This window comes from Calothrix sp. CBUCES-K 9914, from assembly GCF_059640475.1.
Map to the genome: position 1 here is coordinate 1 of NZ_JBXXZH010000024.1, position 20,348 is coordinate 20,348.

Here is a 20,348-nt window from a genome sequence, read left to right on the forward strand (position 1 = left end):
CAGTAGTCGGTAGTATTGTACTAGCTTATAGTGGTATGAACTTAGCCGACACCCACGGACGAGGATTAATGAGGTTTATTAATCCTAGCAACGTCGGAGCGTTGGTAGTGGAAGGGACACTAAAACCCGCTGGTACAAAAGTTTTAGACACAAGCTGTATTATTGATGGTCGTATTGAAGCACTCTTAGAAACAGGGTTTTTAGAGGGTTCTATAATAGTACCACAATTCGTACTACAGGAATTACAGCAAGTCGCCGACGCAAGCAAAGACCAAAAGCGAGTACGAGGAAGACGCGGACTAGAAATTCTCAACCGTATTCGAGAAACTTATCCCGAACGTATAATTATAAATTCCTCAGACTATGACGATATAGCAACCGTCGATGCCAAGTTAGTCAAGTTCGCGCAAGAAATCAACGGAACATTGTTAACGAACGACTACAATCTATCTAAAGTTGCCAGCGTTCAGAAAGTACCAGTACTCAACGTCAACGACTTAGTTAACGCAGTTCGTCCGAGTTACTTGCCCGGAGACAACATCGATATTAAGATTCTCAAAGAAGGAAAAGAACCAAGTCAAGGTATAGGTTATCTCGACGATGGCACAATGGTCGTCGTTGAAGAAGGTAGTCCTTATGTAGGTGGCGAAGTTCGCGTCACCGTTACCAGCGCACTACAAACATCCGCAGGAAGAATGATTTTCGCCAAACCTCAAGCATCTGCTTTTGCATAAAGGCGCCTGAACCTAATATTAAATTATAAAAACCGATGCAACGAACTGTGTCGGTTTATTTATTACGCTCATACCCCCAATGGTTGAAAACTTACACCACTGGCTCAGTTGGTCTTTGTTATAAAAAGGTTGGGCTAAGAACGCAAAGTGAGAGAAGAAGAGTTGACAATTCTTATTATGGCTGCTGTGTGTTTAGAAAACGGCTCTGCAAGTAAGATTTTCTATCAATAATAAGTTGGTGGATAAATGCAAGGCGTTTCACACCTACGGTATATCCCCAAAATCTGTTGAGAAGCTCAATGTCTAAATGCTTTTGCAAAGTTCTAAATATTCGATTTTGAAACTCCAAAAACGATTCTGATTTCTTACACTTTAGAAATAAATTTTTATTTTGGCACCACTGGTTTAGTTGCTTTGTATCATAGGATAATTGACAATCGATATTTCCTATTTCTTCATCGAGTTCTAGAAGCCGCTGACTATGTAAATACTTAGCAGCTTCCCTTGCTTGACTTTCATTAACATGAAAAGATTCTAATTCTTTTTCCTGATTGTTGTTGATAGAACAGTCGATCTTCATCTTTATCATTTTTATCAATTAAATCTTTTAGGCTGTAAAATTCATCATTGTAGTAAAATGACGAATAATAAACGCAGTAAATTTTGTCACCTACGTTTAAGCGAATGCCTAATCGTATTTCTGACTCTGCTTGATTTAACTCTTTTAAAATTTTATAAGCATGGACTCTGACTTGTAGCGATGTGTCATTTAGTGCTTTAACTAAAATATTTATTCCTTCATTACCGTAATGTGGGGCATTTGACATAGCATCAAGACGTACTTGTTCGTTCAGGGAAGCAAAGCGTTGGCGTAAACCTTTTATACCACCCAAAACGGCGCTGCTAATTGGTGGAGAAGCTTGTCCACCAATAACTGCATCAAATTCTCTTGGTTCCTCAGAGTCTTTTACCATAGCACTTAACGATACTGTTTTATATATAGTTCCCACACAACAAGCAGAAGCATTTATTTATAGTAGATTTGTACCAAACAGATTACTTGTCTGGGTAGGTTAATTGTTTTTCTAAAATTTGCGTTTGTCTAATCTTTCATATTCTGCATACTGTTTTGGCAAACTCTCGAAAGTGACAAAATAGCTGGCGCCCCATTCTTGAATGCATCCAGCAAACCAAACATCAGCTGGTATCAAATCATGGGTATCAGCTTTACCTTTGTTATGGCTAAGGTGTATTTCTCCAACCTGTACAGAGTCTAAAAGTCTTAGGCAAGTTTCTTTGGTTAAATCTAAGTTACCCTGGCGCCAAATCAGAATATGAGATACATCAAGCAATAAAGGATGATTTACTAAAGTATCGAAGCTAGAACACCAGTATTCTTCTGTCGGCATAACCTCAACATATACTGGAACACCAAGAGTATCTTCCAGCTTAGATAAAGCAACTTCTAATTCATGCTTTGTAATATCACGTTGTAAAGGTGCATGAAGTGAGAGTGCGCGTACATCATGGTTTTTGATAAACTCGGCATATGGGGGCCAGGTTTGAGGATGTTGTAAACTAAGCCGTTTGCGAATGCCGTCTTTGTAAAGACAGGAATCGTGTAGAATAATTGGGACATCGGGGTAATCAAAGTTAATATCACAAGGACTACCGATAGCAAGTTCAATAAAATCAAGCTGCATTGGTTGTTGGAGTGTTTGAAAAATTTCCATGCACTGATTAGTTGTGCGAAGTCCGATAGCTGTAATACTGAGTCCAAGCATTAGATGTTATCCTTTATTTTCAAGTAGCTGTCCTCTAAAATTGTTTCTTCGTGGACAAAAGCGAATTTTCTTATTCCAAGTAATTCCCTAAGCTCATCAAGTAATTGATACTGTCCGCTTTGTCCAAGATATTGTATAACTTTCTCTTGAAATTCAAAGTCATCTTCATCTATCTCACTCAATAAATTAATTTTGTGCATTTTACACCAATCAGTTATTTGTAGTTCAAAGTTCCGATAAAAACCAGATAAATCGCTATGACTTAATAAAAAAGCAGCTTTAGATTTTAAGAAGTTTTTCCAATTAGCATCAGTTAAATTTTCACCTTCTAAAATTTTCATATGGATTTCGTTTGCAAAAATTTCTGCATCTTCTTTCAGAAAAAAGGTTTTGATGAATGATGGTGATTCATCATACTCGAAACGATGTTCTTGAATTGCTTGCATTGAATCGAGAATTGTATAGTAATCATCATCGTAATCAATTGCTGAGATATAAACTTTATAACTAATATCACCAACTCTTAAAAGTATCCCTTTAGCAGTTTCTGATTCTGCTTGATTTGACTCTTTCAATATTTTGTAAGCTTTGACTCTAACTTGTAATGATGTGTCTTTAAGGGCTTTTACTAAAATATCTAATGCTTCATCGCCATATATAGAGGCATTTGCCACAGCGTCGAGACGTATTTGTTCATTCCCTGTTGCAAAGCGTTGACGCAATCCTTCTATTCCACCTAAAACGGCGCCACTAACTGGTGGTGGTACTTGTCTGCCTTTGACTGCATCGAATTTTCCTGGTTCTTGAGAGTTTTTTTGCATAATATATAATGATATTTATATATATGGTTCCCACATAATAAGCAAAAGTATTCAGCCATGCTAAGTTTATTTGTATTGATTTGTGAAAACAATATTTTTATGACGAACCACAAAGTACACGCTCGTACACAAAGGAAGAGAAGAAGAGGGATAGATAATTTAGGGTTGTTGTATATTTAATAAGCTACCTTGTAAGTAGCATTTTCTGTCAATAATGCATTCGTGGACAAATGCAAGGCGCCTGGACTTGGGTAGAATAAATTCCCAGTATCTATTTAGAAGGTCAATATCTGAAAATTTTTGTAATTTTTTGAATATTCTAGCTTGAAAGTCCCATGCATATTCATTTTCATTACATTTTATAGATACATTGTTTTCTTGACACCACTGGCTTAATACCTCATTTTCATGGTCATATTGAATGTAAATATGTCCTAATTCTTCATCTAGTTGCAAAAGTTGCTGACGATGTAAACACTTTGCTGTGGTCTCCGCTCTATCTATGGAAATGTGAAGAGAGTTTAAATCTGGTTTATCGTAGCTATGTACTAGATGATATAAAATCCCGTCCATTTCACACTTCTCTCTTGCATCGGTAATATAGTGTAAGTAGCCGTCCTCATCTTCATCTAAAAGCGGTTTATAAAACTGGAACTTTTCTTCATACTTATCCTCTTCATCATATTCTTCTTCATCCTCGTCGTCATCTATTGAGTCAATAAAGTAATACCAGTCATCACCGTAGCTAAGTGCAGTACGGTATACACAGTAAATTTTGTCACCTATATTTAAATGTACTCCTCGTCGAATTTCTAATTCTGCTTGATTTAATTGTTTTAAAGTTAGATAAGCGTTGACTCTGACTTGCAGCGATGAGTCTTTAAGCGCTTTAACTAAAATATTTATTCCTTCATTACCGTACATTGAAGCATTTGCAATAGCTTCAAGACGTACTTGTTCGTCAAGGGAAGTAAAGCGTTGATGTAGTCTTTTTATACCACCTAAAACGGCGCCGTTAACTGGTGATGGTACTTGTCCACCTTTGACTGCATCAAATTTTCTCGGTTCTTCAGAGTTATTGGTCATTGTAGTTTTACCCCCTATGCTTTTCTATCTCCTTCCTTATATGTTGGGTTCCGTTCCTCCACCCAACCTACCTCTCTGCGCTCTCTGCGACTCTGTGGTAAAAAAATTATTTCACCACAGAGGCACGGAGAACACAGAGGTAAGATAAAAATACTTTAGTACTATTAAAGTTGTGTGGAGAAAAAATAACGAATAATTTTAGATTTATGTCCAATGTCCAATGTCCGGCGCCGGATGGTGAGTGTTAGGATGTTGTTGCTGCTCGTTTTTCAAGCTGTGGATGAGTAAACAATTGGATAAGGCGCTGTCTTTAGAGGTCGCTAAAAGTATAAAGAGTAAGTCGAAGAAGCCGTTCGATAATGCTTATAAGGCAGCATTAGAGACGGAGGGAGCGATTTACGTACAAGGATTTTTGGTTTTTCCGGGACAACCATATCGCCCCATTGAACATGCGTGGATTGAAGTGGGAGATACTATTATTGACCCAAATTTACAGCATCTCAATAAATCTGCTGAGAAGTTATTGTATTTTGCAGCACAGCGAATTACGATAGAGAACTTAAAGGAGATTATTGAAGAGTCGCAAGAAGATTATCCTGAAGATGACCCTTTACCTATATATGGGAATGCACCATATGAGTATTATGGTGATGTAATGCTGGGTGATAAGCCTTACCTTGATGCTTACAAAGCTGCCGAAGATAAGTGTAAGGAAATAAATAAACCCATTGTTGATAGTAATTAGCAACGGATATAACGGATGTAACGGATAGTTGATTGAAATATTTTTGTGGAGCAGGCATCCCTGCCTGCCCCTAGTCCAAATCAAAAAGACACCTTCACATCACTGGTCACTCTCAACACAGCTTCTTGCCGGAATGTTTGTTTATAGTTAGATATCGTATCTTTAACCATTTTATTTTTGGTCGAATTTTCCTCGTAAATCAAAATAATTAGCTTACTCTTTTCTTTTACTAGTACCCCGGAACTGTTAAGATACTGACCATTAGCATCCACAACAGTTAACCCATCTTTAAACCGTGGTGTAATAACGCGGTTAAGAAACTGCTGCCATTCAACCTCGGAGACTGTTTTTCCTCCTGCTCTGGATAAGCCAAAGTATAATTCCTCTTTAATAAGAGTTTTTTGAGATGATTCCGCGCGCGTCATTAGGTTAGTGCAGGCAGAACTGGAAAGCAGTAAACCTGCAAGAGTTAAGCTTTTCAAGCTGTTTTGAAAATTTTGGTTTAATAACATTGTGTTTACTGTAAGTTGATAAAAGAGGGTTCTTCTCTACTAAACGGTTAATTATTCTTGTTTAAGCAATTTGCCCAGTATGTTATAACAGTAAGTAATCAAGGGTATCAATTAAAACCAGTGAAATTCAAATCAATCTTATTTACATTGACCATAGTGTGTCTTGGAGTAGGCGCCATCCCAATTGAGACAAAGATTACATATGCAAATAATAATCAATCTCAAAACACACAGCTTAAGTTAAAAGGTATTCCACTTGCTTGCTATATAAGTGTTGGTGAACCTAGCGCAGGGGAAGGACCACTTATTTTAGCTGCGGAGTTTACATCACAATATTGGGCGGATGTATCACTAAAATATGCAGACGCAGGACAATTTGACCAAGCTATTCAATTAGTCAAACGGATGGATCATGATTTAATACCACAGCAAACCAAAGTAGCAATTGCAACTCTCTTAGCAGAGAAAAAGCAATATAACCGAGCTATCCAACTTGTCCAAAGTATAAATAACGAAGCAGGAAGTACTGAGAAAGCACGGGGATTAGCAATAATTGGGCGCCAGTATGCCAAAGCTGGAAACAAACAACAGGCAGACCGCTTATTCTCGCAAGCTTTGAAGTATGCACGTTCGCGTTCACAAGAACTGCAAGGTTATCTACTAGCAGATATTGCGATTGAGTATGCAGCGGCAAATCGTTTCACAGAAGCGTTGCAAATAGCAAATCGCATTAAAGATGAGGATAGCAAAGCAACAGCATTATCGGGGATTGCTGTTGAATATGTAAGGCTAGGTAACTTTAATAAAGGTATTCAGTTAGCGCAAACTATTAAAAAAGAGTACGAACAAAGCAAAGCACTAGAGTCTATCGCATCACAGGCAACTACAAGCCAACTTCCTCAACTCCAAAAACTTGTCCTTACAATAAAAGATGACGTTTACAAGGCGCCTGCTTTAGCTGCCATTGCAAAAAGATATATTAACGATAGACAAATAGAGCCAGCCAAAAACCTTGAAAAAACAATCGTCGCAATTGACCCAGGTGGCTCTGCATATTATGAATTACCAGGCGCCTATGCCAGTAAACAAAGATTTGACGACGCAATTAAACTCGTTAATCAAATGCCAGGTAACTCTTGGCAAGATACAGCGCGCGCAAGCATTATTTTAGAATACGCACGTAACAAACAGTACGATAAAGCACAAGCCATAATTAACACCCTCACATCTCAACCTGCCAAAAACAAAGCAATTCAAGCACTTGCCCAAGGGTACGCAGAAGCCGGACAGTATCAACGTGCATCTGAAGTACTCAAAACAGTTCAACCAGAAAATAATATAGAGGCGCCTGCAAATCGCCAACATGACATATCCTTAGTTGAATGTGCCGCAAAATCAGTAGCAAAAAACAATTAAAACATAAATACTATTAAATTCATCTTAACTCTTGTGGAGCGGGCATCCTTGCCCGCCCTTAAAGCACTATCAAAAATCACAATACGATGCAACAATTTTTATATTCCTCTCAGAGTTAATTCTCAGTTAGAACAGGGAATACTGTGTCTAGGTGGATACAGCTTAAGTTTGGGTGCGTCAGTTCTATAGGCTTGGCAATGCTACCTAACTTTAGTGATAAAGAAGCTCAGGTAGATTGTTTGAGAGAATCAAGTCTATGTATATTTACATATCAGCACAAGTAGCAAAGGATGCACAAACGCATCAAATAACATTAATTGAAACATTAAAACAGCGAATTGAGTCAGACCCTTCATTATTCAGTCTACTTTTTAGTAGTCGCTTTCCTTATTGGATAAGGCGAATCGGTAATTTACGTCTGATTGCGAGCTTGGAGTTATTCGGGGAAAATCGAGTTTTATACTTCTCTCATATTTTATCGCGAGGTGGTAATGAATATCGCGATTTTTTGAATAATCCTAGGTTATGGGGTGAGCAACATATAAACCGGAGTCATATACAAGAATGGCTTGACTCACATGACAAAGCTACTTCTAAAGAAGTTCTTATTCCAGATTATTTATGTCGTTGGCTAGAACGTCCGACCTTGATGCAACAGGAAGATAAGGTAATTTACGAGAGCAGTGTTTGGGTTGAGTATTTTCAGAAGCGTAACTCCTCTAGCTTTGAGCAATTACCAATTTTTCATGATATTGTTGCTCAACTAGTTGGAGCAGAGCCGCTAAAGTATAAAATTCAAAATACACCCTATACAAAAGTTCAGCTATATAGCGACGCGCAAACTGGATACTCTGTGCTGTTTAGTCGCATTTGTCCTCAAGATGCTCAAAGTCGAGAAATTCTCTTTTTACTCGGCGCCTTTGATAAGATACCAACAAATGTAGAAATTGCTAATATTGGTAATAAATTGAACTTGTTTGGAAGCCAAGCAGCCTGTGAGCAGTTAAGTAATAGTAATTTAAGTGCAAGTGATATTGCACGTTATGCTCGTCGTTCTTACCCTGACTTTATTGTTTACGACCAAGAATACTGGCAGGTTATGGAGTTAGAACCGAATACAAATCTAGCTTTGTCAGGAGAAGAAGAAGAATTATTACATAATATAAATTTTCCTGCGTTTATTAATGGTAGGGCTGGAAGCGGAAAGTCTACCATGTTGCATTATGCCTTTGCTTACTATTGCGACCTTTATTTAGCGGAAATGACTGATAGTACGCTAACAGAGGGTTTTATTCAGCCAAAACCTTTATTTTTGACTTACAGTGAGCGCTTGACAGAAAGAGCTTGTGACACAGTAGAGCGAATTCTCAAAAGCTACGCGCGCTACATCGGAAAATCATATCACCTTACAGGAAAAATTGATTCATTGAAAGAATGTTTTCAACCTTTTCAATCTTTTTTGCTCTTGTGTTTACCTCTAGGAATAATAAATACTCAATTCAGCCGTAGTAAATATATTTCGTTTCATGAATTTAAGAAGCGATATAACAAAGCTTTTACTTCACAACGCTATAGTGCAGAAGTTTGCTGGCACGTTATTCGTACTTATATAAAAGGCTATTATTTTGTCGATGAGTCTCATAATTACCTAAGTATTGAGGAATATATAGAAGAAATTCCAACAGAACACAAGAAAGTTTCTGATGATGATTTTAAAGAAATATATAACCATATTTGGAAATGGTATTGCAATTTATGTAAAGACGAGCAGTTATGGGATGACCAAGATTTGGCGAGAACTGTACTAAAAGGAATTGCTGATGGACAGATATTATCCGCGCGCTATGCGGCTATTTTTTGTGATGAAGCTCAAGACTTTACGCGCGTTGAACTTCAACTAATTTTAAGACTATCTATTTGGTCTAAATACCTTCTGCCGTGTGGTGTTGTTAACAGTTTACCTTTTGCCTTTGCAGGAGACCCACTACAAACACTTAACCCAACAGGTTTTAGCTGGTCAAGTTTTCGCGCGAACTTTTACGAGAAAATTTTGACTCCTCTCGACCCTGACAACTCGCGTTCTTTGCGGTTTCCTGATAAATTAGCACTGCATGAACTACGGCAAAATTACCGTTCTCCTAGCTCTATTGTCAAGTTTACAAATTTCATACACTTATGGCGCCGCGTTTTATTTGATATTAGTAACCTTGAACCACAAGAACCTTGGTGGACACAGCATGGTAGACCTCCTCAAAAAGGTGTTATGGGTACTAACCTTTTAGTTCAGGAACTTAGAAAACTTGTTGAGAGTGGAGCTATTTTCCTCTTACCATGTGATGAAGGAGGGGAACTAGAATTTTTACAAAGTTCGGAAATATTAAAACAGGTCTTTACATTTGAAGATAACGGACAAATTCCTCCTACAGTATATACATCTATAAGTCTTAAAGGTTTGGAACTCTCATCTATCGTCGTTTGCTTTTTTGGTGAATACTACAGCAAGCACTTTGGTCATTCCTTACAATCCCTTGGAAACACTAAAGAAAATCTTCAGTTAGAATATTTTCTTAACAAGCTTTATGTAGCTGTCAGCCGCTCAACAGACTACTTAGCAATTATTGATACCGAAAATGGCGATAACCTTTTATGGCAAGCAGCAACAAAAACACAGTTAGCATCTTGGTTACAGAGAATACGTCTAACAAGCTCTCAAAATCAACAGGGTAAGCTCTACCTGGAAAGATGGAAACACAAAATAAATTCTCTTGAAACGTACTTTACAATGCCAGGTACAAATCAAGATAATCATCAGACCAACGCTAAACAATGGTTATTGAGTGGAATTGAAAATCAAAGCATCCGCAACTTGAAGACGGCTATCTATTACTATAATAAAGACAAAATGTCTGCCGAAGTTCGCTACTGCGAAGCTTGGATTTTGCGTATTAAAGGTAAACTTAAGGAAGCAGGTTGCGTATTTATGGAATTAAGCGCGCTTGTAGATTTAGAGTTAAATCCTCAACAAGAAGCATGGCAATGTTTTTGGGAAGGTAAATGCTGGCAAGAAGTTTTTGACTGGACTACCAAAAACCCCAATTCCTTAGAAACCGCTTGGCTGCCGATAGTTAGATTCATGCTAGATACTGAGGGCAAAACGTTCTCACCAACTTCAATTAGTCAATTTTCTACTTTTTTATGTAACCAAGAAGCTTATTGGCGCCAGCAACGTAGTGATTTTACTTGGCAATCTGTAATAGAGCGCTATTTCAAGACTCTTAACTACTTTATCAGCAACCAACAAAAGATAGAAATCCAAGATTGGAAACTATGGAGCGAAGCACTTAAAAAAATTGCCCCTACTTATGGCGCCACTCCAGAAGATACAATATATCTTGCAGGACAATGCCTCTATCGTGCTAAGGAATTTCAGCAAGCTATCAACCTGTGGGAGCAACAGCAACGTATTGACCATATTGAATATGCAGTAGCGAAAGCCCAAACAGTAGAACCTCCTGAGAATTTACACTGGTTTAGTCAAGCCAAAATGTTTACGTGCGTTGTAAAAGTGTGGAAAAACAACAATTCTCCAATTACAGGATGGGAATCATTCTTACCTTTAATACGTGAAGCGCTAAAACAAACACAAGACTTCTCAAATCTTTTAGACATTGAAATAAAAACTAGTCGATGGTCGGAAGCAATAGCATTGTATCGCCAACAACAATTAGGGGATAACGAACACATCAAGATAGTAGCTCATATGGCTCATGATGCCAAATTAACGCCTGAAATTGTTAAAAGAATGGAAAGCGGACAGCGTAGTATACTAAGTGAATTTGTAGCTCAAACTATTTCCTTACCTACATGGGCACCTACAGCAGCAAGAATTTTAGAAGTTTGTGTTGCCATTGAAAAAATTGGTGAATTTGTTCCAGCCCTCAAAATACTTGAGAAATTTACAGAGACTCAACAAACTCCAGCTAATATACAAAAATTTGCTAGAGAAAGGTGGCTAGTTATCAAAGGAAAACAAGCTGATTTTTCAGAAAATACAGGTAGAAACGAAGATGCAAAACGTCAAAGGCAAAATCGCAATAATTCTGCAACAAACTGGAATATCAATCTGCAAGAAATATCACTCGATATACCAACACTACCATTATCTACTTCAAAGTTAACCCCAACATCTAACGAAGGCGCCTCTAACATAAATATCGAGCAATTACGCCAAGAATTAACATCCTCGCTTACAGAACTAACAGAACCTGAACTACAACAATTAAAACATTACATACATTACCTACATTACCTGCGTAAAATAAACATAAGTTCGTAGCATAGGCCAAAGCGCCTGTGCAGTAATGTAGGTTAGGTGAAGGCTTTGCGGAACCCAACTATAAATCTTCAATATAAAACTTGAGTACCAATGAAGTTAACGGTAAATAACGATGGCAGATAATCAACCTACAAATTTTGATGTTGTATTAGGAAGACTAGAAGGAGTTAAAAATTGCTTAAATAGTTCCAGAATCCTAAACAATTGAGAGTACTTAATCTATCTATGGGTACTTTAACTGACGAAGGTGCAAAACTTTTATTAAATAGTCCTTCGGTAGATAAACTGCATACCTTAGATATTTCTGGGAATGTTCTATCCACAAAGATGATTCAAAGTTTATCTAAACTAAATTGTCGAGTTATCGCAGAACCACAGTTTGAAAAGTCTTATCGAGAAGAAGCTTTGGAAGCAATACTCCTCGGTTAAGCCTTTTTTCGCATGAAAAACAATGATAAATCAAGGGTTACAGCCTGCTTTATTTCCTTAACCGAGCAGTATTGGCTTTGGAAGCTGACTACTATGATGATGTACATGAGTAACAAGGTCATCCATTAAACATCATCTGGGTGAAATGATAATGCCGCTGAGTCGATAATATTAGGGCACCTACTGTATAAGCTACATCATTTAGTCACAAAACTTTGACTAATTTTTACAATACATAATAACTAATGAGGTAATATACATTTATGGGGATAAGTGGCGCCTGACAGAAACATTCCATAGCAGTATTGTCTGTTTTGTCGTCTTATATAATCTTCCAGTTTTTGGGCATCCTAAGCATACAGTTGTGCAGTGGTAGGTAGCAATGGCAGATAAGCAACCAAGAGATTTTGATGTAGTACTAGGTGGAGAGGCAGTGCTTTCAACTACAGGAGCAGTATTAGGAGGACTGGAAGGGGTAAAAAAACGCTGGAAAAGTTCAGATATAAAAGTAAAACTAACAGCTCTATCTGATGCGCTAAATTATGGAGATGCGGGTTTCGATTTAATTATTGAAGCATTACAAGATTCTTCGTTAGAAATTTATAAAGCTGCTTCAGAACTACTGTTAGAAAAGAAAGATGAGGAAGGAATAGGAGCTTTATTAGGTTGCGAGCCTTGGTTGTTTTTTAAGACTCTAAAAGATTGGAATGTAAATAAATTTAATCATCAAATTGAAACTAGTCATCTAGATAACACAGCCTATATTGTTAATAATGAACAATTACAGTTACTTTTACAAGGTAAAGAAGCTACTAAAGTTGAAGCTTTAATATATTATTTCTCGAATGACTATGACCCATATGGTGATGGTATAAATGAAGAATTTGATAGTTTAGTAGATATACTGTTTGAAGCTCGTAGTAAATTAAAAAATCTTAAAGCATTGTTTATTGGTGACAGTAAAGAAAACAAATATAAAAAGTCTTACCTTAAGCTTGGTGATATTAGTCTAATTTTAAAAGCTTATTCTAATTTAGAGGTATTCCACATTCGCGGTTACTGTAACGAATTGGATTGTGAAAAACTACAGCATGACAATTTAAAAACTTTGATTGTAGAGACAGCAAACATCAGTGATGTTGCAATATATCGTCTTTGTTCACTTAAATTACCAGCTTTAGAGTATTTTGAGCTATGGATGGGTAAAGGTAGCGAGCATAATTCTGAGCAAACTATTGATAGCCTTAAACCAATTCTTTTCAGCGAATCATTTCCAAACTTAAAATATTTAGGTTTACGTAGTAGCGAATATGCTGATGCAATAGCTTCAGCTATTGCTCAATCATCTTTCATGGCTGAATTTCCTATTATTGAAGAACTTGAAGTACTTGATTTATCAATGGGTAGTTTAACAGATGAAGGATTAGAAACTTTAATTGAGTGTCAAGAATTAAGTAATTTACACACTCTAAATATTTCTAGTAGCTGCATATCGGAAGAATTCATTATGCAGATCAAACAAATGTCACAACTCGATTACTTGCTAATAACACATTCTCAAGAAAAAATGAGTGACCCAAGAAGAGGAGGATATTCACGTTACTACGCTTTACATGAGTAAGGTTAAGGATTAAATAATCGGCTTAAAAGTTCAAACGTAGAGGCAAGGATTGCAGCGCTATCTGACGCATTAAATTATGGTTTGGCAGAAGTTCAAAAAGTTGTGTAGATACAGTTCTTGAAAGTTTGCTTACAGTGTTGAACAGTAATTTCACTCCAAGTTTAATTTATCTAGGGTTACGTAGGTGCGATTATGCAAATGAAATTGCTTATTATATTACAAAGTCTCAAATTTTTGAAAAACTTCAGGTTCTTGATTTATCAATGGGCAGCTTAACAGATGAAGGAGCATCCCTTCTACTCAATTGTCCGGGTGTCAATAACCTTCATACCTTAAATATTTATAATAATTGTATATCATCAGAAATGATTGAGAAGATGTCTCAACTTAAATGTCGAGTTGTAGCAGATTCTCAAGAAGAGATGGCTGAAGGGACAATCGCTTTTCCTTACTGGGCACTATATGAATAAAAATGGAAATAACAAAATGCTAAACTTTATTGTCATCGCTAACCTCGAAAACAGGCGCCCAGGTTTCCTACAACAAGCGCTCTCTCATTTCAATTTACCACCTGCCACAATCATTCCTTACGAAGACTTAATAGCAGGCAAACAAACCCTCGAACAATTTAACACACTAAACACTATTATCCGCTTTGACTCTCCAGAAAGGAACTTTGATGTGGATAAAGCCATTATTGCCGCAGGTTTTGCCGTAGCTGATGACGGACAACACCAGCGTATAAGTCCTGCTGAAGTTGCTTTATTAGAATTTGACAAAGGACGCATATTATACCCTCGGCAATGGTATTTAGGCTGGCGCCATCTATTACAACAATGGAACCTCTCCGGGTGTGTAGGTTTCATGAACCATCCCGAAGATATCGCAACAATGTTTGATAAACCAGCTTGTCACGAACTATTCCGGCGCCATAACATTCCCGTTCCTCGTTCGCTTGGTAAAATTCATAGCTACGACCACTTACGCGAACAAATGCAACAACAGGAAATAGACAGAGTATTTGTCAAACTTTCTCACGGTTCTGCTGCATCTGGAGTTGTGGCATATCAAGCAAACGCACGATATGAGTCAGCTATAACTACTGTCGAACGAGTGCGAGAAGACGGGGAAACATTACTTTATAACTCGCGTAAAATTCGTAACTACACACGTAAAGAAGAAATCGCCGATATTATTAATATTTTAACAGCAGAAGGTGTGCAGGTTGAAGAATGGCTACCTAAAGCGCGTTTACAAGGATGTGGTTTTGACGCGCGCATAGTAGTTATCAACGGTGAAGCGCAACATATAGTTGTCAGGTTGGGCAAAAGTCCGATGACGAATTTACACTTGGGTAATGAGAGAGGTGATAGTGAGGAATTATTAACCCAAGTAGGCGCCGAAAATTGGGAAGCAATGAAGTACACTTGTGAGCAAGCAGCAGGTTTATTTCCAAACAGCTTATATTGCGGAGTGGACTTATTAATTTTACCCGATTGGAAACAACACGCGATTTTAGAAATAAACGCTTTCGGTGATTTGTTACCAGGTATTTTATGGAATGGTATGGATACTTATACAAGCGAGGTTAAGGCAATATTGGAAGAGACGGGCAGGATGCCCATCCCACAAGATTAGTGCTAACTCTTAATTAGATTTTTAGCAAAACAATTAAAATAATAGAAATGCTTATGTTTCAGTAAAACCTTATGAGTTACAATTTGTAGTTATAAGTTTATCTCCGATATTCTTGAATAACATAAATTTGCTGGCTAGATTTAGGCTGATTCTGTTTTTTAATTCTAATAAGGCGGTTCGAGAGATTGGTTTCCTCTTTAAGACAAATATCAACAGTATTTGCTTGTCCAAGGTAGTCTCTATCATCCTTACAAATAATAATACCAGCGTGGTTAACATTACTGCGGTGTAAGTTAATAAAGTCATCTCGGTTAAGCGTTATGACAATACGATTTTGTTGGGTTGCAAAAATTAATACTTCATCATCAGGAATACCCTGATTTGCTTGTCCCGCTTCATAAGAAGTTAAAACATTGTGCCCTTTTTGACGAAGGATTATGACAATATCCGAGGGGAAGTTTTCGTTCGAGTAAAGGTCAGCCATTAGACATCATCTTCTTGGTAGGAAGCTAAAATATTGTTAATCTCATCTTGGTGACGATTATAATAAGCCCAAGCACTGTTTAAATCTTGAAGTGTCAAACCAGGAAAATTACGCAGTAACTCTGTATTATCTGCTCCTTGTTGATGATACGATACTAATGTCCAGACGGGTATTCGAGTATTACGAACGCGCGCATGACCCCCACAAACACCAGGAGTTTTTTGGATAGCACTTAGTTTTTCTTGAAGAAGAGCAATTTCTTCAGAGCTAAGAGATTCGATAATTTGTACAAGCGAGTCAACAAGTTTGGTATTCATCTCAAACCTCATACATAGAACATGACGGCACTTACAGTACAAGCTAAATAATAAAAGAGCAAAAACTTTAACTCTATTATAAGATGCAACAACAATTTGAGGATTTATTATGATGATTGAACTTCGCCCAATCAAAAATGAAATTGATTATCGTGCGGCACTGAAAGAGATTGAAAAGTTATTTGATGCAGAACCAGATACTCCGGAGTTTGACCGTTTAGACATTTTAACGACGCTGGTAGAAGCATATGAACAGCAGCATTACCCAATTGAGCCACCAGAACCAATTGAAGCAATTTTATATTATTTAGAATCTCGTGGACTCTCACAGGGTGACTTAGAACCAATAATTGGTAGTAAAGAAGAAGTTATTGACATTTTAGAGCGCAAACAGCCTTTGACTTTGGACATGATTAGACGTTTAAATCAACGATTGGGAATTTCTGCCGATGTGCTGATTCAACCATATGCCATTAAAACAAGTTAGGTTTGATTATCTTTCTTCTTTGGGTATAAGATAGCAAATATCAGCCCAAACGTGGGGTAAAATATAGTTAACAATCATTATAAATTTGAAAAATGCAGCGTTTTTCAGTCAAAGAAATGCAAAATACTCATAATGAGGTTTTAAATCAGGCTGCTGTTGAACCTGTTTTACTAACAGACGAATCGCAACCTAGCTATGTAATTATGTCCGTTGAGAACTACGAGCAGTTAATAAACCGACTTGCCTTGTTAGAAGACTTGATTATAGGTCAGCAAGCTCAAACAGCGCTCTCTAATTCGCAAATGGTTGGTACGGAAACTTTTACAGCAGAACTCAAGCGTCTGGCTGCGCTTGATGATACTACCTTATAATATGGCAAAACTTGATGGTCTTGAGACAGTTCTTGATTTTCTTAAAGGCTTACAACCTAAAATTGCTGCTCAAATTGCTAAAAAGGTAATGTCGTTAAATGTTGACCCTTTGCCTGCTGATTATAAAGAATTAGCTGGTTATGCAGGATATTATCGTGTGGATTGTGGAGAATACCGAATTGTTTACCGCTTTAATGTTGATGAGGATTTAGTTGAGGTAATTTTAGTAGGAAAGCGTAACGATGACGAAGTATACAAGCAACTTCAACGTTTATTAGGCTAATTCAAATGGTTAATTATTGCAATGTATAATTTGGATTCACTCACTTTGTTGTTGTATTAAAAACTTTGCTCTTTTTGCAGTTGCGTTTAGTTCAGCCTCTACCAAGCTATCTAATTCTGCTTGTAGTTCTTTTGGCAACAACTTTTCCTCGTCGCGCGCTTTACGCCATAATTCCATTAATTCAGATAAGCGTTTTTGCTGTTCGACACCAAAAAATTGGTCAGGATGGAAACTTTGCATTACAAGTACCCCCTTAAACTCGGCTTCGCCCAATTGAACTGTTAAAGCAGCTACATAGTCAATGCAGCAGTTTTACCTATCGATTGCTTGTCACTCAACAACAAGAGGTTGATTACGGAAAAACAGCGACAATATATTTGTATCAATTAATACTGGTTTCATTACCTCTCCTCTTCAAAAATGACTGCTGGCGCCATGTAATTATTTCTTCGTTGAAATCAGCAAATGCCTCACCTGGAATTTCACTCCAGCAACCAGCTTAGCCATTTTTTACTCCTTTATATTAATTCATTATGTTTAACATGAATCAAATTGTTGGGACTCACGACATATTATTTATTACCCTGGACACTTTGCGCTATGACGTAGCGAAAGACTTACTTACCCAAAGGCGCCTTCCTAACTTAGCGGCAGTACTTCCAAACTTAGGCTGGGAACAACGTCACTCCCCTGGAAATTTTACCTACGCTGCCCATCATGCGTTTTTTGCAGGCTTTTTTCCTACTCCTGTAACTCCAGGTGTTCACCCGCGCGCTTTTGCTTTAGGTTTTGAAGGTAGCGCTACGACTACAGAAAATACATGCGTGTTAGAAGGCGCCAATATTGTCGAAGGTTTAGCCGTTAGGGGCTATCATACCGTTTGTATAGGTGGTGTTGGATTTTTTAATAAACTCAATCCTTTAGGAAACGTCTTTCCATCAATGTTTGCTGAAAGCCACTGGAGTCGAGAGTTAGGAGTTACTAACCCTGACTCGACAGAAAAGCAAATAGCACTAGCGCAAGAAATTTTGGAAAGAACACCAAAAAGTCAGCGCGTATTCTTATTTATTAACATCTCCGCACTACATCAACCGAATTACTTTTACCTACCAGGTGCTAAAACCGACACTATCGAATCTCACGGCGCCGCTTTGGAATATGTTGATAGTCAGTTAGGTAAACTCTGGGATATATTCCGGCAAAGAGCTTCAACATTTTGCATTCTTTGCTCCGACCACGGGACAACTTATGGTGATGACGGATACACTGGACATAGATTGAGCCATCCTGTAGTGTGGACGGTTCCTTATGCTGAGTTTATCTTAGAAGGTAGTGAGGGCATAGATTTAAAAAATGTAGAGAACGAAACCCAACAACCAGTAGCAATAAACGTATGGCACTAATTACAAAGGAAGTAATTGACGAAATAACTCGACGTTTAGTAGCTGAGTTAAACCCTGAAGAAATTATACTCTTCGGTTCTTATGCCTGGGGAACTCCAAATAAATATAGCGACATAGACTTATGCGTAATTATGCCAGATGGAATTCCTGAATTCAACCGTATAGAGTATGGTGTGAAGGCTATAAACGCTTTAAATGACCTTGCAGTTGATGTTGATGTTTTAGTCAAAACTCGCTCTGATGTTGAAACTTTTAAAACAGTTTTAGCTTCGCTGACAAGAAAAATCGTAGAAAAAGGAAAATTACTGTATTCCTTGTCCCAGTGTGTTTCAACACACTTCAGCTATTAGCCTTGGATTTTCAATCCGAGGCGGTTAAAAACGAAGCGAATAAATCAGAAAAACCATATAAATTAATATATTTACAACCAAATGATTACAACCCAAATTTCAAACCTAAAATCTAAAATCTCTCAATCTCCTTACCAAACATACGTCTACTCCTACCCCCACAAAACAGCATACCGTCCCCTAACTCCACCCGTAAACCTTGCCAACTTATGGTCAAACCAAAATAAAAGCGCATTATTCCTCTACATTCACATCCCCTTCTGCGAAATGCGTTGCGGGTTCTGCAACTTATTTACTACCGTCACCCACAACGAAGATTTTGTAACTCAATACGTCCGCGCGCTACAACGACAAGCACAAAGAGTAAAATCAGCTTTAGGAAAATCATCATTCGCGCGCTTTGCTATCGGTGGAGGTACACCCACACAGCTACCCATCCAGCACCTTGAAACAATCCTTAATATTGCTGAACTTTCGATGGGCGCCAATTTACAGTCCATCCCCATTTCTGTAGAAGTTTCCCCAGAGACAGCAACCCAAGATAAATTAAAGCTATTACGAGAAAGAGGCGCCGATAGAATTAGTATAGGTGTCCAAAGTTTTATTGAGTCAGAAGTTCTCGCAACCCAACGGCGCCAAACTACTCCTCAAGTCGAAGCAGCTTTAGGAAGAATAAAAGAAGCAGGTTTTCCCACGTTAAATATTGACTTAATTTACGGACTTCCCGAACAAACAGTAGAAACCTTTTTACATTCAATACGCGCAGCATTGCGGTTTCAACCAGAGGAAATATATCTATATCCTTTGTACGTGCGACCACTCACAGGTTTAGGACGTACTGATAAAGAATGGGATGATATTCGTCTCGCTTGTTACCGTGCAGGGCGCCAGTTGTTGCATAGTAAAGGATATTCTCAGGTTTCAATGCGGATGTTTCAACGACGCGAAAATAATCCTGCGTTACCTGTTTACTGCTGTCAAGCTGATGGTATGGTTGGTTTAGGATGCGGCGCCCGTTCTTACACTGATACTTTACACTATTCTAATGATTACGCAGTTGGTGTTAAAGAAATTAAGGATATCTTACAAGCGTATATACAAAATAGTGATGAAGTGTTTGATTTTGCTAGCTATGGTTTTAAGTTAGATGCAAATGAACAACGGCGCCGTTTTATTTTGCTGTCTCTACTTTCTGATGAGGGTTTGAATTTTTATAGCTATGAACAGAGGTTTGGTAGCAGTGTTTATGTAGATTTTCCTAAACTTAGGGAAGTGAAAGAGTTAAATTTGGGAATGGAAGATGGAGAAATATTGCGGTTGAATGAAGCTGGTGTTGAACTTTCTGATGTTATTGGCGCCTGGTTGTTTTCTGAGAAGGTACAAGGTTTGATGGATGGTTATGAGGTGAAGTAAATTGGCAACGGATGTAACACTTCATCTCAGCCGTTTGCTGGGTTGGAATAAAGGCTTTTCATGAACGGTCAGCGCGTGTAATTAATTCTAGGAAGTTGGCGCCAATTTTAACCTCCTC

23 protein-coding genes are annotated in these 20,348 nt (G+C 37.8%); 14 read left to right on the top strand and 9 right to left on the bottom strand.

Annotated elements, in window-relative coordinates:
- A partial coding sequence (locus tag AC2JBO_RS07690) for a PIN/TRAM domain-containing protein (protein WP_496953043.1) occupies positions 1-734 on the top strand: 734 nt, incomplete at its 5' end.
- 175 nt (positions 735-909) lie between these two features.
- Here the strand turns inward: AC2JBO_RS07690 and AC2JBO_RS07695 are convergent.
- The 5 genes from AC2JBO_RS07695 to AC2JBO_RS07715 form a co-directional block, all read right to left on the bottom strand.
- Positions 910-1,314, bottom strand: coding sequence for a hypothetical protein (locus tag AC2JBO_RS07695; RefSeq protein ID WP_496953044.1), 405 nt, complete (start codon positions 1,312-1,314; stop codon positions 910-912).
- Positions 1,253-1,708: a hypothetical protein gene (locus tag AC2JBO_RS07700; RefSeq protein WP_496953045.1), complete on the bottom strand. Its 456-nt coding sequence runs from the start codon at positions 1,706-1,708 to the stop codon at positions 1,253-1,255. The genes AC2JBO_RS07695 and AC2JBO_RS07700 overlap by 62 nt, the downstream gene beginning before the upstream one ends.
- A gap of 111 nt (positions 1,709-1,819) precedes the next feature.
- Entirely contained in the window at positions 1,820-2,518 is a 699-nt protein-coding gene (locus AC2JBO_RS07705; protein WP_496953046.1) for a hypothetical protein, read from the bottom strand.
- Positions 2,518-3,339, bottom strand: a complete 822-nt coding sequence (locus AC2JBO_RS07710) for a HEAT repeat domain-containing protein (RefSeq protein ID WP_496953047.1) — start codon at positions 3,337-3,339, stop codon at positions 2,518-2,520. Before AC2JBO_RS07710 ends, AC2JBO_RS07705 begins: the two co-directional genes overlap by 1 nt.
- Before the next feature lie 159 nt (positions 3,340-3,498).
- The gene (locus AC2JBO_RS07715; RefSeq protein ID WP_496953048.1) at positions 3,499-4,425 is read right to left on the bottom strand and encodes a HEAT repeat domain-containing protein; all 927 of its coding nucleotides are present in this window, start codon (positions 4,423-4,425) and stop codon (positions 3,499-3,501) included.
- A 280-nt stretch (positions 4,426-4,705) separates the two neighbouring features.
- Here AC2JBO_RS07715 and AC2JBO_RS07720 point away from each other — a divergent pair, with 280 nt between their 5' ends.
- The gene (locus AC2JBO_RS07720; RefSeq protein ID WP_496953049.1) at positions 4,706-5,170 is read left to right on the top strand and encodes a hypothetical protein; all 465 of its coding nucleotides are present in this window, start codon (positions 4,706-4,708) and stop codon (positions 5,168-5,170) included.
- An 80-nt stretch (positions 5,171-5,250) separates the two neighbouring features.
- On the opposite strand, the gene AC2JBO_RS07725 is transcribed toward AC2JBO_RS07720, so the two are convergent.
- Positions 5,251-5,682: a DUF3574 domain-containing protein gene (locus AC2JBO_RS07725; RefSeq protein WP_496953050.1), complete on the bottom strand. Its 432-nt coding sequence runs from the start codon at positions 5,680-5,682 to the stop codon at positions 5,251-5,253.
- 120 nt (positions 5,683-5,802) lie between these two features.
- Between AC2JBO_RS07725 and AC2JBO_RS07730 the strand changes: the two genes are divergently transcribed.
- From AC2JBO_RS07730 to AC2JBO_RS07755, 6 genes are all read left to right on the top strand, one after another.
- A complete protein-coding gene (locus AC2JBO_RS07730; protein WP_496953051.1) occupies positions 5,803-7,098 on the top strand; it encodes a tetratricopeptide repeat protein in 1,296 nt (431 codons plus the stop codon).
- A 256-nt stretch (positions 7,099-7,354) separates the two neighbouring features.
- Positions 7,355-11,434 (top strand): hypothetical protein, encoded by a 4,080-nt coding sequence (locus AC2JBO_RS07735; RefSeq protein ID WP_496953052.1) that lies wholly within the window; start codon positions 7,355-7,357, stop codon positions 11,432-11,434.
- 204 nt (positions 11,435-11,638) lie between these two features.
- Positions 11,639-11,863: a hypothetical protein gene (locus tag AC2JBO_RS07740; RefSeq protein ID WP_496953053.1), complete on the top strand. Its 225-nt coding sequence runs from the start codon at positions 11,639-11,641 to the stop codon at positions 11,861-11,863.
- A 382-nt stretch (positions 11,864-12,245) separates the two neighbouring features.
- Positions 12,246-13,484, top strand: coding sequence for a hypothetical protein (locus AC2JBO_RS07745; protein ID WP_496953054.1), 1,239 nt, complete (start codon positions 12,246-12,248; stop codon positions 13,482-13,484).
- 134 nt (positions 13,485-13,618) lie between these two features.
- Positions 13,619-13,954, top strand: a complete 336-nt coding sequence (locus AC2JBO_RS07750) for a hypothetical protein (protein ID WP_496953055.1) — start codon at positions 13,619-13,621, stop codon at positions 13,952-13,954.
- Between the two features lie 16 nt (positions 13,955-13,970).
- Positions 13,971-15,122, top strand: a complete 1,152-nt coding sequence (locus AC2JBO_RS07755) for an STM4014 family protein (RefSeq protein WP_496953056.1) — start codon at positions 13,971-13,973, stop codon at positions 15,120-15,122.
- Between the two features lie 97 nt (positions 15,123-15,219).
- On the opposite strand, the gene AC2JBO_RS07760 is transcribed toward AC2JBO_RS07755, so the two are convergent.
- Both AC2JBO_RS07760 and AC2JBO_RS07765 read right to left on the bottom strand, forming a co-directional pair.
- The gene (locus tag AC2JBO_RS07760) at positions 15,220-15,606 is read right to left on the bottom strand and encodes a DUF5615 family PIN-like protein (protein WP_496953057.1); all 387 of its coding nucleotides are present in this window, start codon (positions 15,604-15,606) and stop codon (positions 15,220-15,222) included.
- Positions 15,606-15,923, bottom strand: a complete 318-nt coding sequence (locus AC2JBO_RS07765) for a DUF433 domain-containing protein (protein ID WP_496953058.1) — start codon at positions 15,921-15,923, stop codon at positions 15,606-15,608. Before AC2JBO_RS07765 ends, AC2JBO_RS07760 begins: the two co-directional genes overlap by 1 nt.
- Before the next feature lie 112 nt (positions 15,924-16,035).
- Here AC2JBO_RS07765 and AC2JBO_RS07770 point away from each other — a divergent pair, with 112 nt between their 5' ends.
- The 3 genes from AC2JBO_RS07770 (at position 16,036) to AC2JBO_RS07780 (ending at position 17,064) form a co-directional block, all read left to right on the top strand.
- Positions 16,036-16,410: a helix-turn-helix domain-containing protein gene (locus AC2JBO_RS07770; protein WP_496953101.1), complete on the top strand. Its 375-nt coding sequence runs from the start codon at positions 16,036-16,038 to the stop codon at positions 16,408-16,410.
- Between the two features lie 92 nt (positions 16,411-16,502).
- Positions 16,503-16,781 carry a type II toxin-antitoxin system prevent-host-death family antitoxin gene (locus AC2JBO_RS07775; protein ID WP_496953059.1) on the top strand — a complete coding sequence of 93 codons (279 nt, stop codon included), beginning with the start codon at positions 16,503-16,505 and terminating at the stop codon, positions 16,779-16,781.
- Between the two features lies 1 nt (position 16,782).
- Complete coding sequence (locus tag AC2JBO_RS07780; RefSeq protein WP_496953102.1) at positions 16,783-17,064, top strand: type II toxin-antitoxin system RelE family toxin; 282 nt, start codon at positions 16,783-16,785, stop codon at positions 17,062-17,064.
- Positions 17,065-17,100: 36 nt separating this feature from the next.
- Here AC2JBO_RS07780 and AC2JBO_RS07785 read toward each other — a convergent pair whose 3' ends face one another.
- Positions 17,101-17,304 carry a hypothetical protein gene (locus tag AC2JBO_RS07785; RefSeq protein WP_496953060.1) on the bottom strand — a complete coding sequence of 68 codons (204 nt, stop codon included), beginning with the start codon at positions 17,302-17,304 and terminating at the stop codon, positions 17,101-17,103.
- A gap of 302 nt (positions 17,305-17,606) precedes the next feature.
- Here AC2JBO_RS07785 and AC2JBO_RS07790 point away from each other — a divergent pair, with 302 nt between their 5' ends.
- From AC2JBO_RS07790 to AC2JBO_RS07800, 3 genes are all read left to right on the top strand, one after another.
- Positions 17,607-18,467, top strand: coding sequence for an STM4013/SEN3800 family hydrolase (locus AC2JBO_RS07790; protein WP_496953061.1), 861 nt, complete (start codon positions 17,607-17,609; stop codon positions 18,465-18,467).
- Positions 18,458-18,817 (top strand): nucleotidyltransferase domain-containing protein, encoded by a 360-nt coding sequence (locus AC2JBO_RS07795; protein WP_496953062.1) that lies wholly within the window; start codon positions 18,458-18,460, stop codon positions 18,815-18,817. Before AC2JBO_RS07790 ends, AC2JBO_RS07795 begins: the two co-directional genes overlap by 10 nt.
- Before the next feature lie 81 nt (positions 18,818-18,898).
- Entirely contained in the window at positions 18,899-20,230 is a 1,332-nt protein-coding gene (locus AC2JBO_RS07800) for an STM4012 family radical SAM protein (RefSeq protein ID WP_496953063.1), read from the top strand.
- Positions 20,231-20,348: the final 118 nt, after the last annotated feature.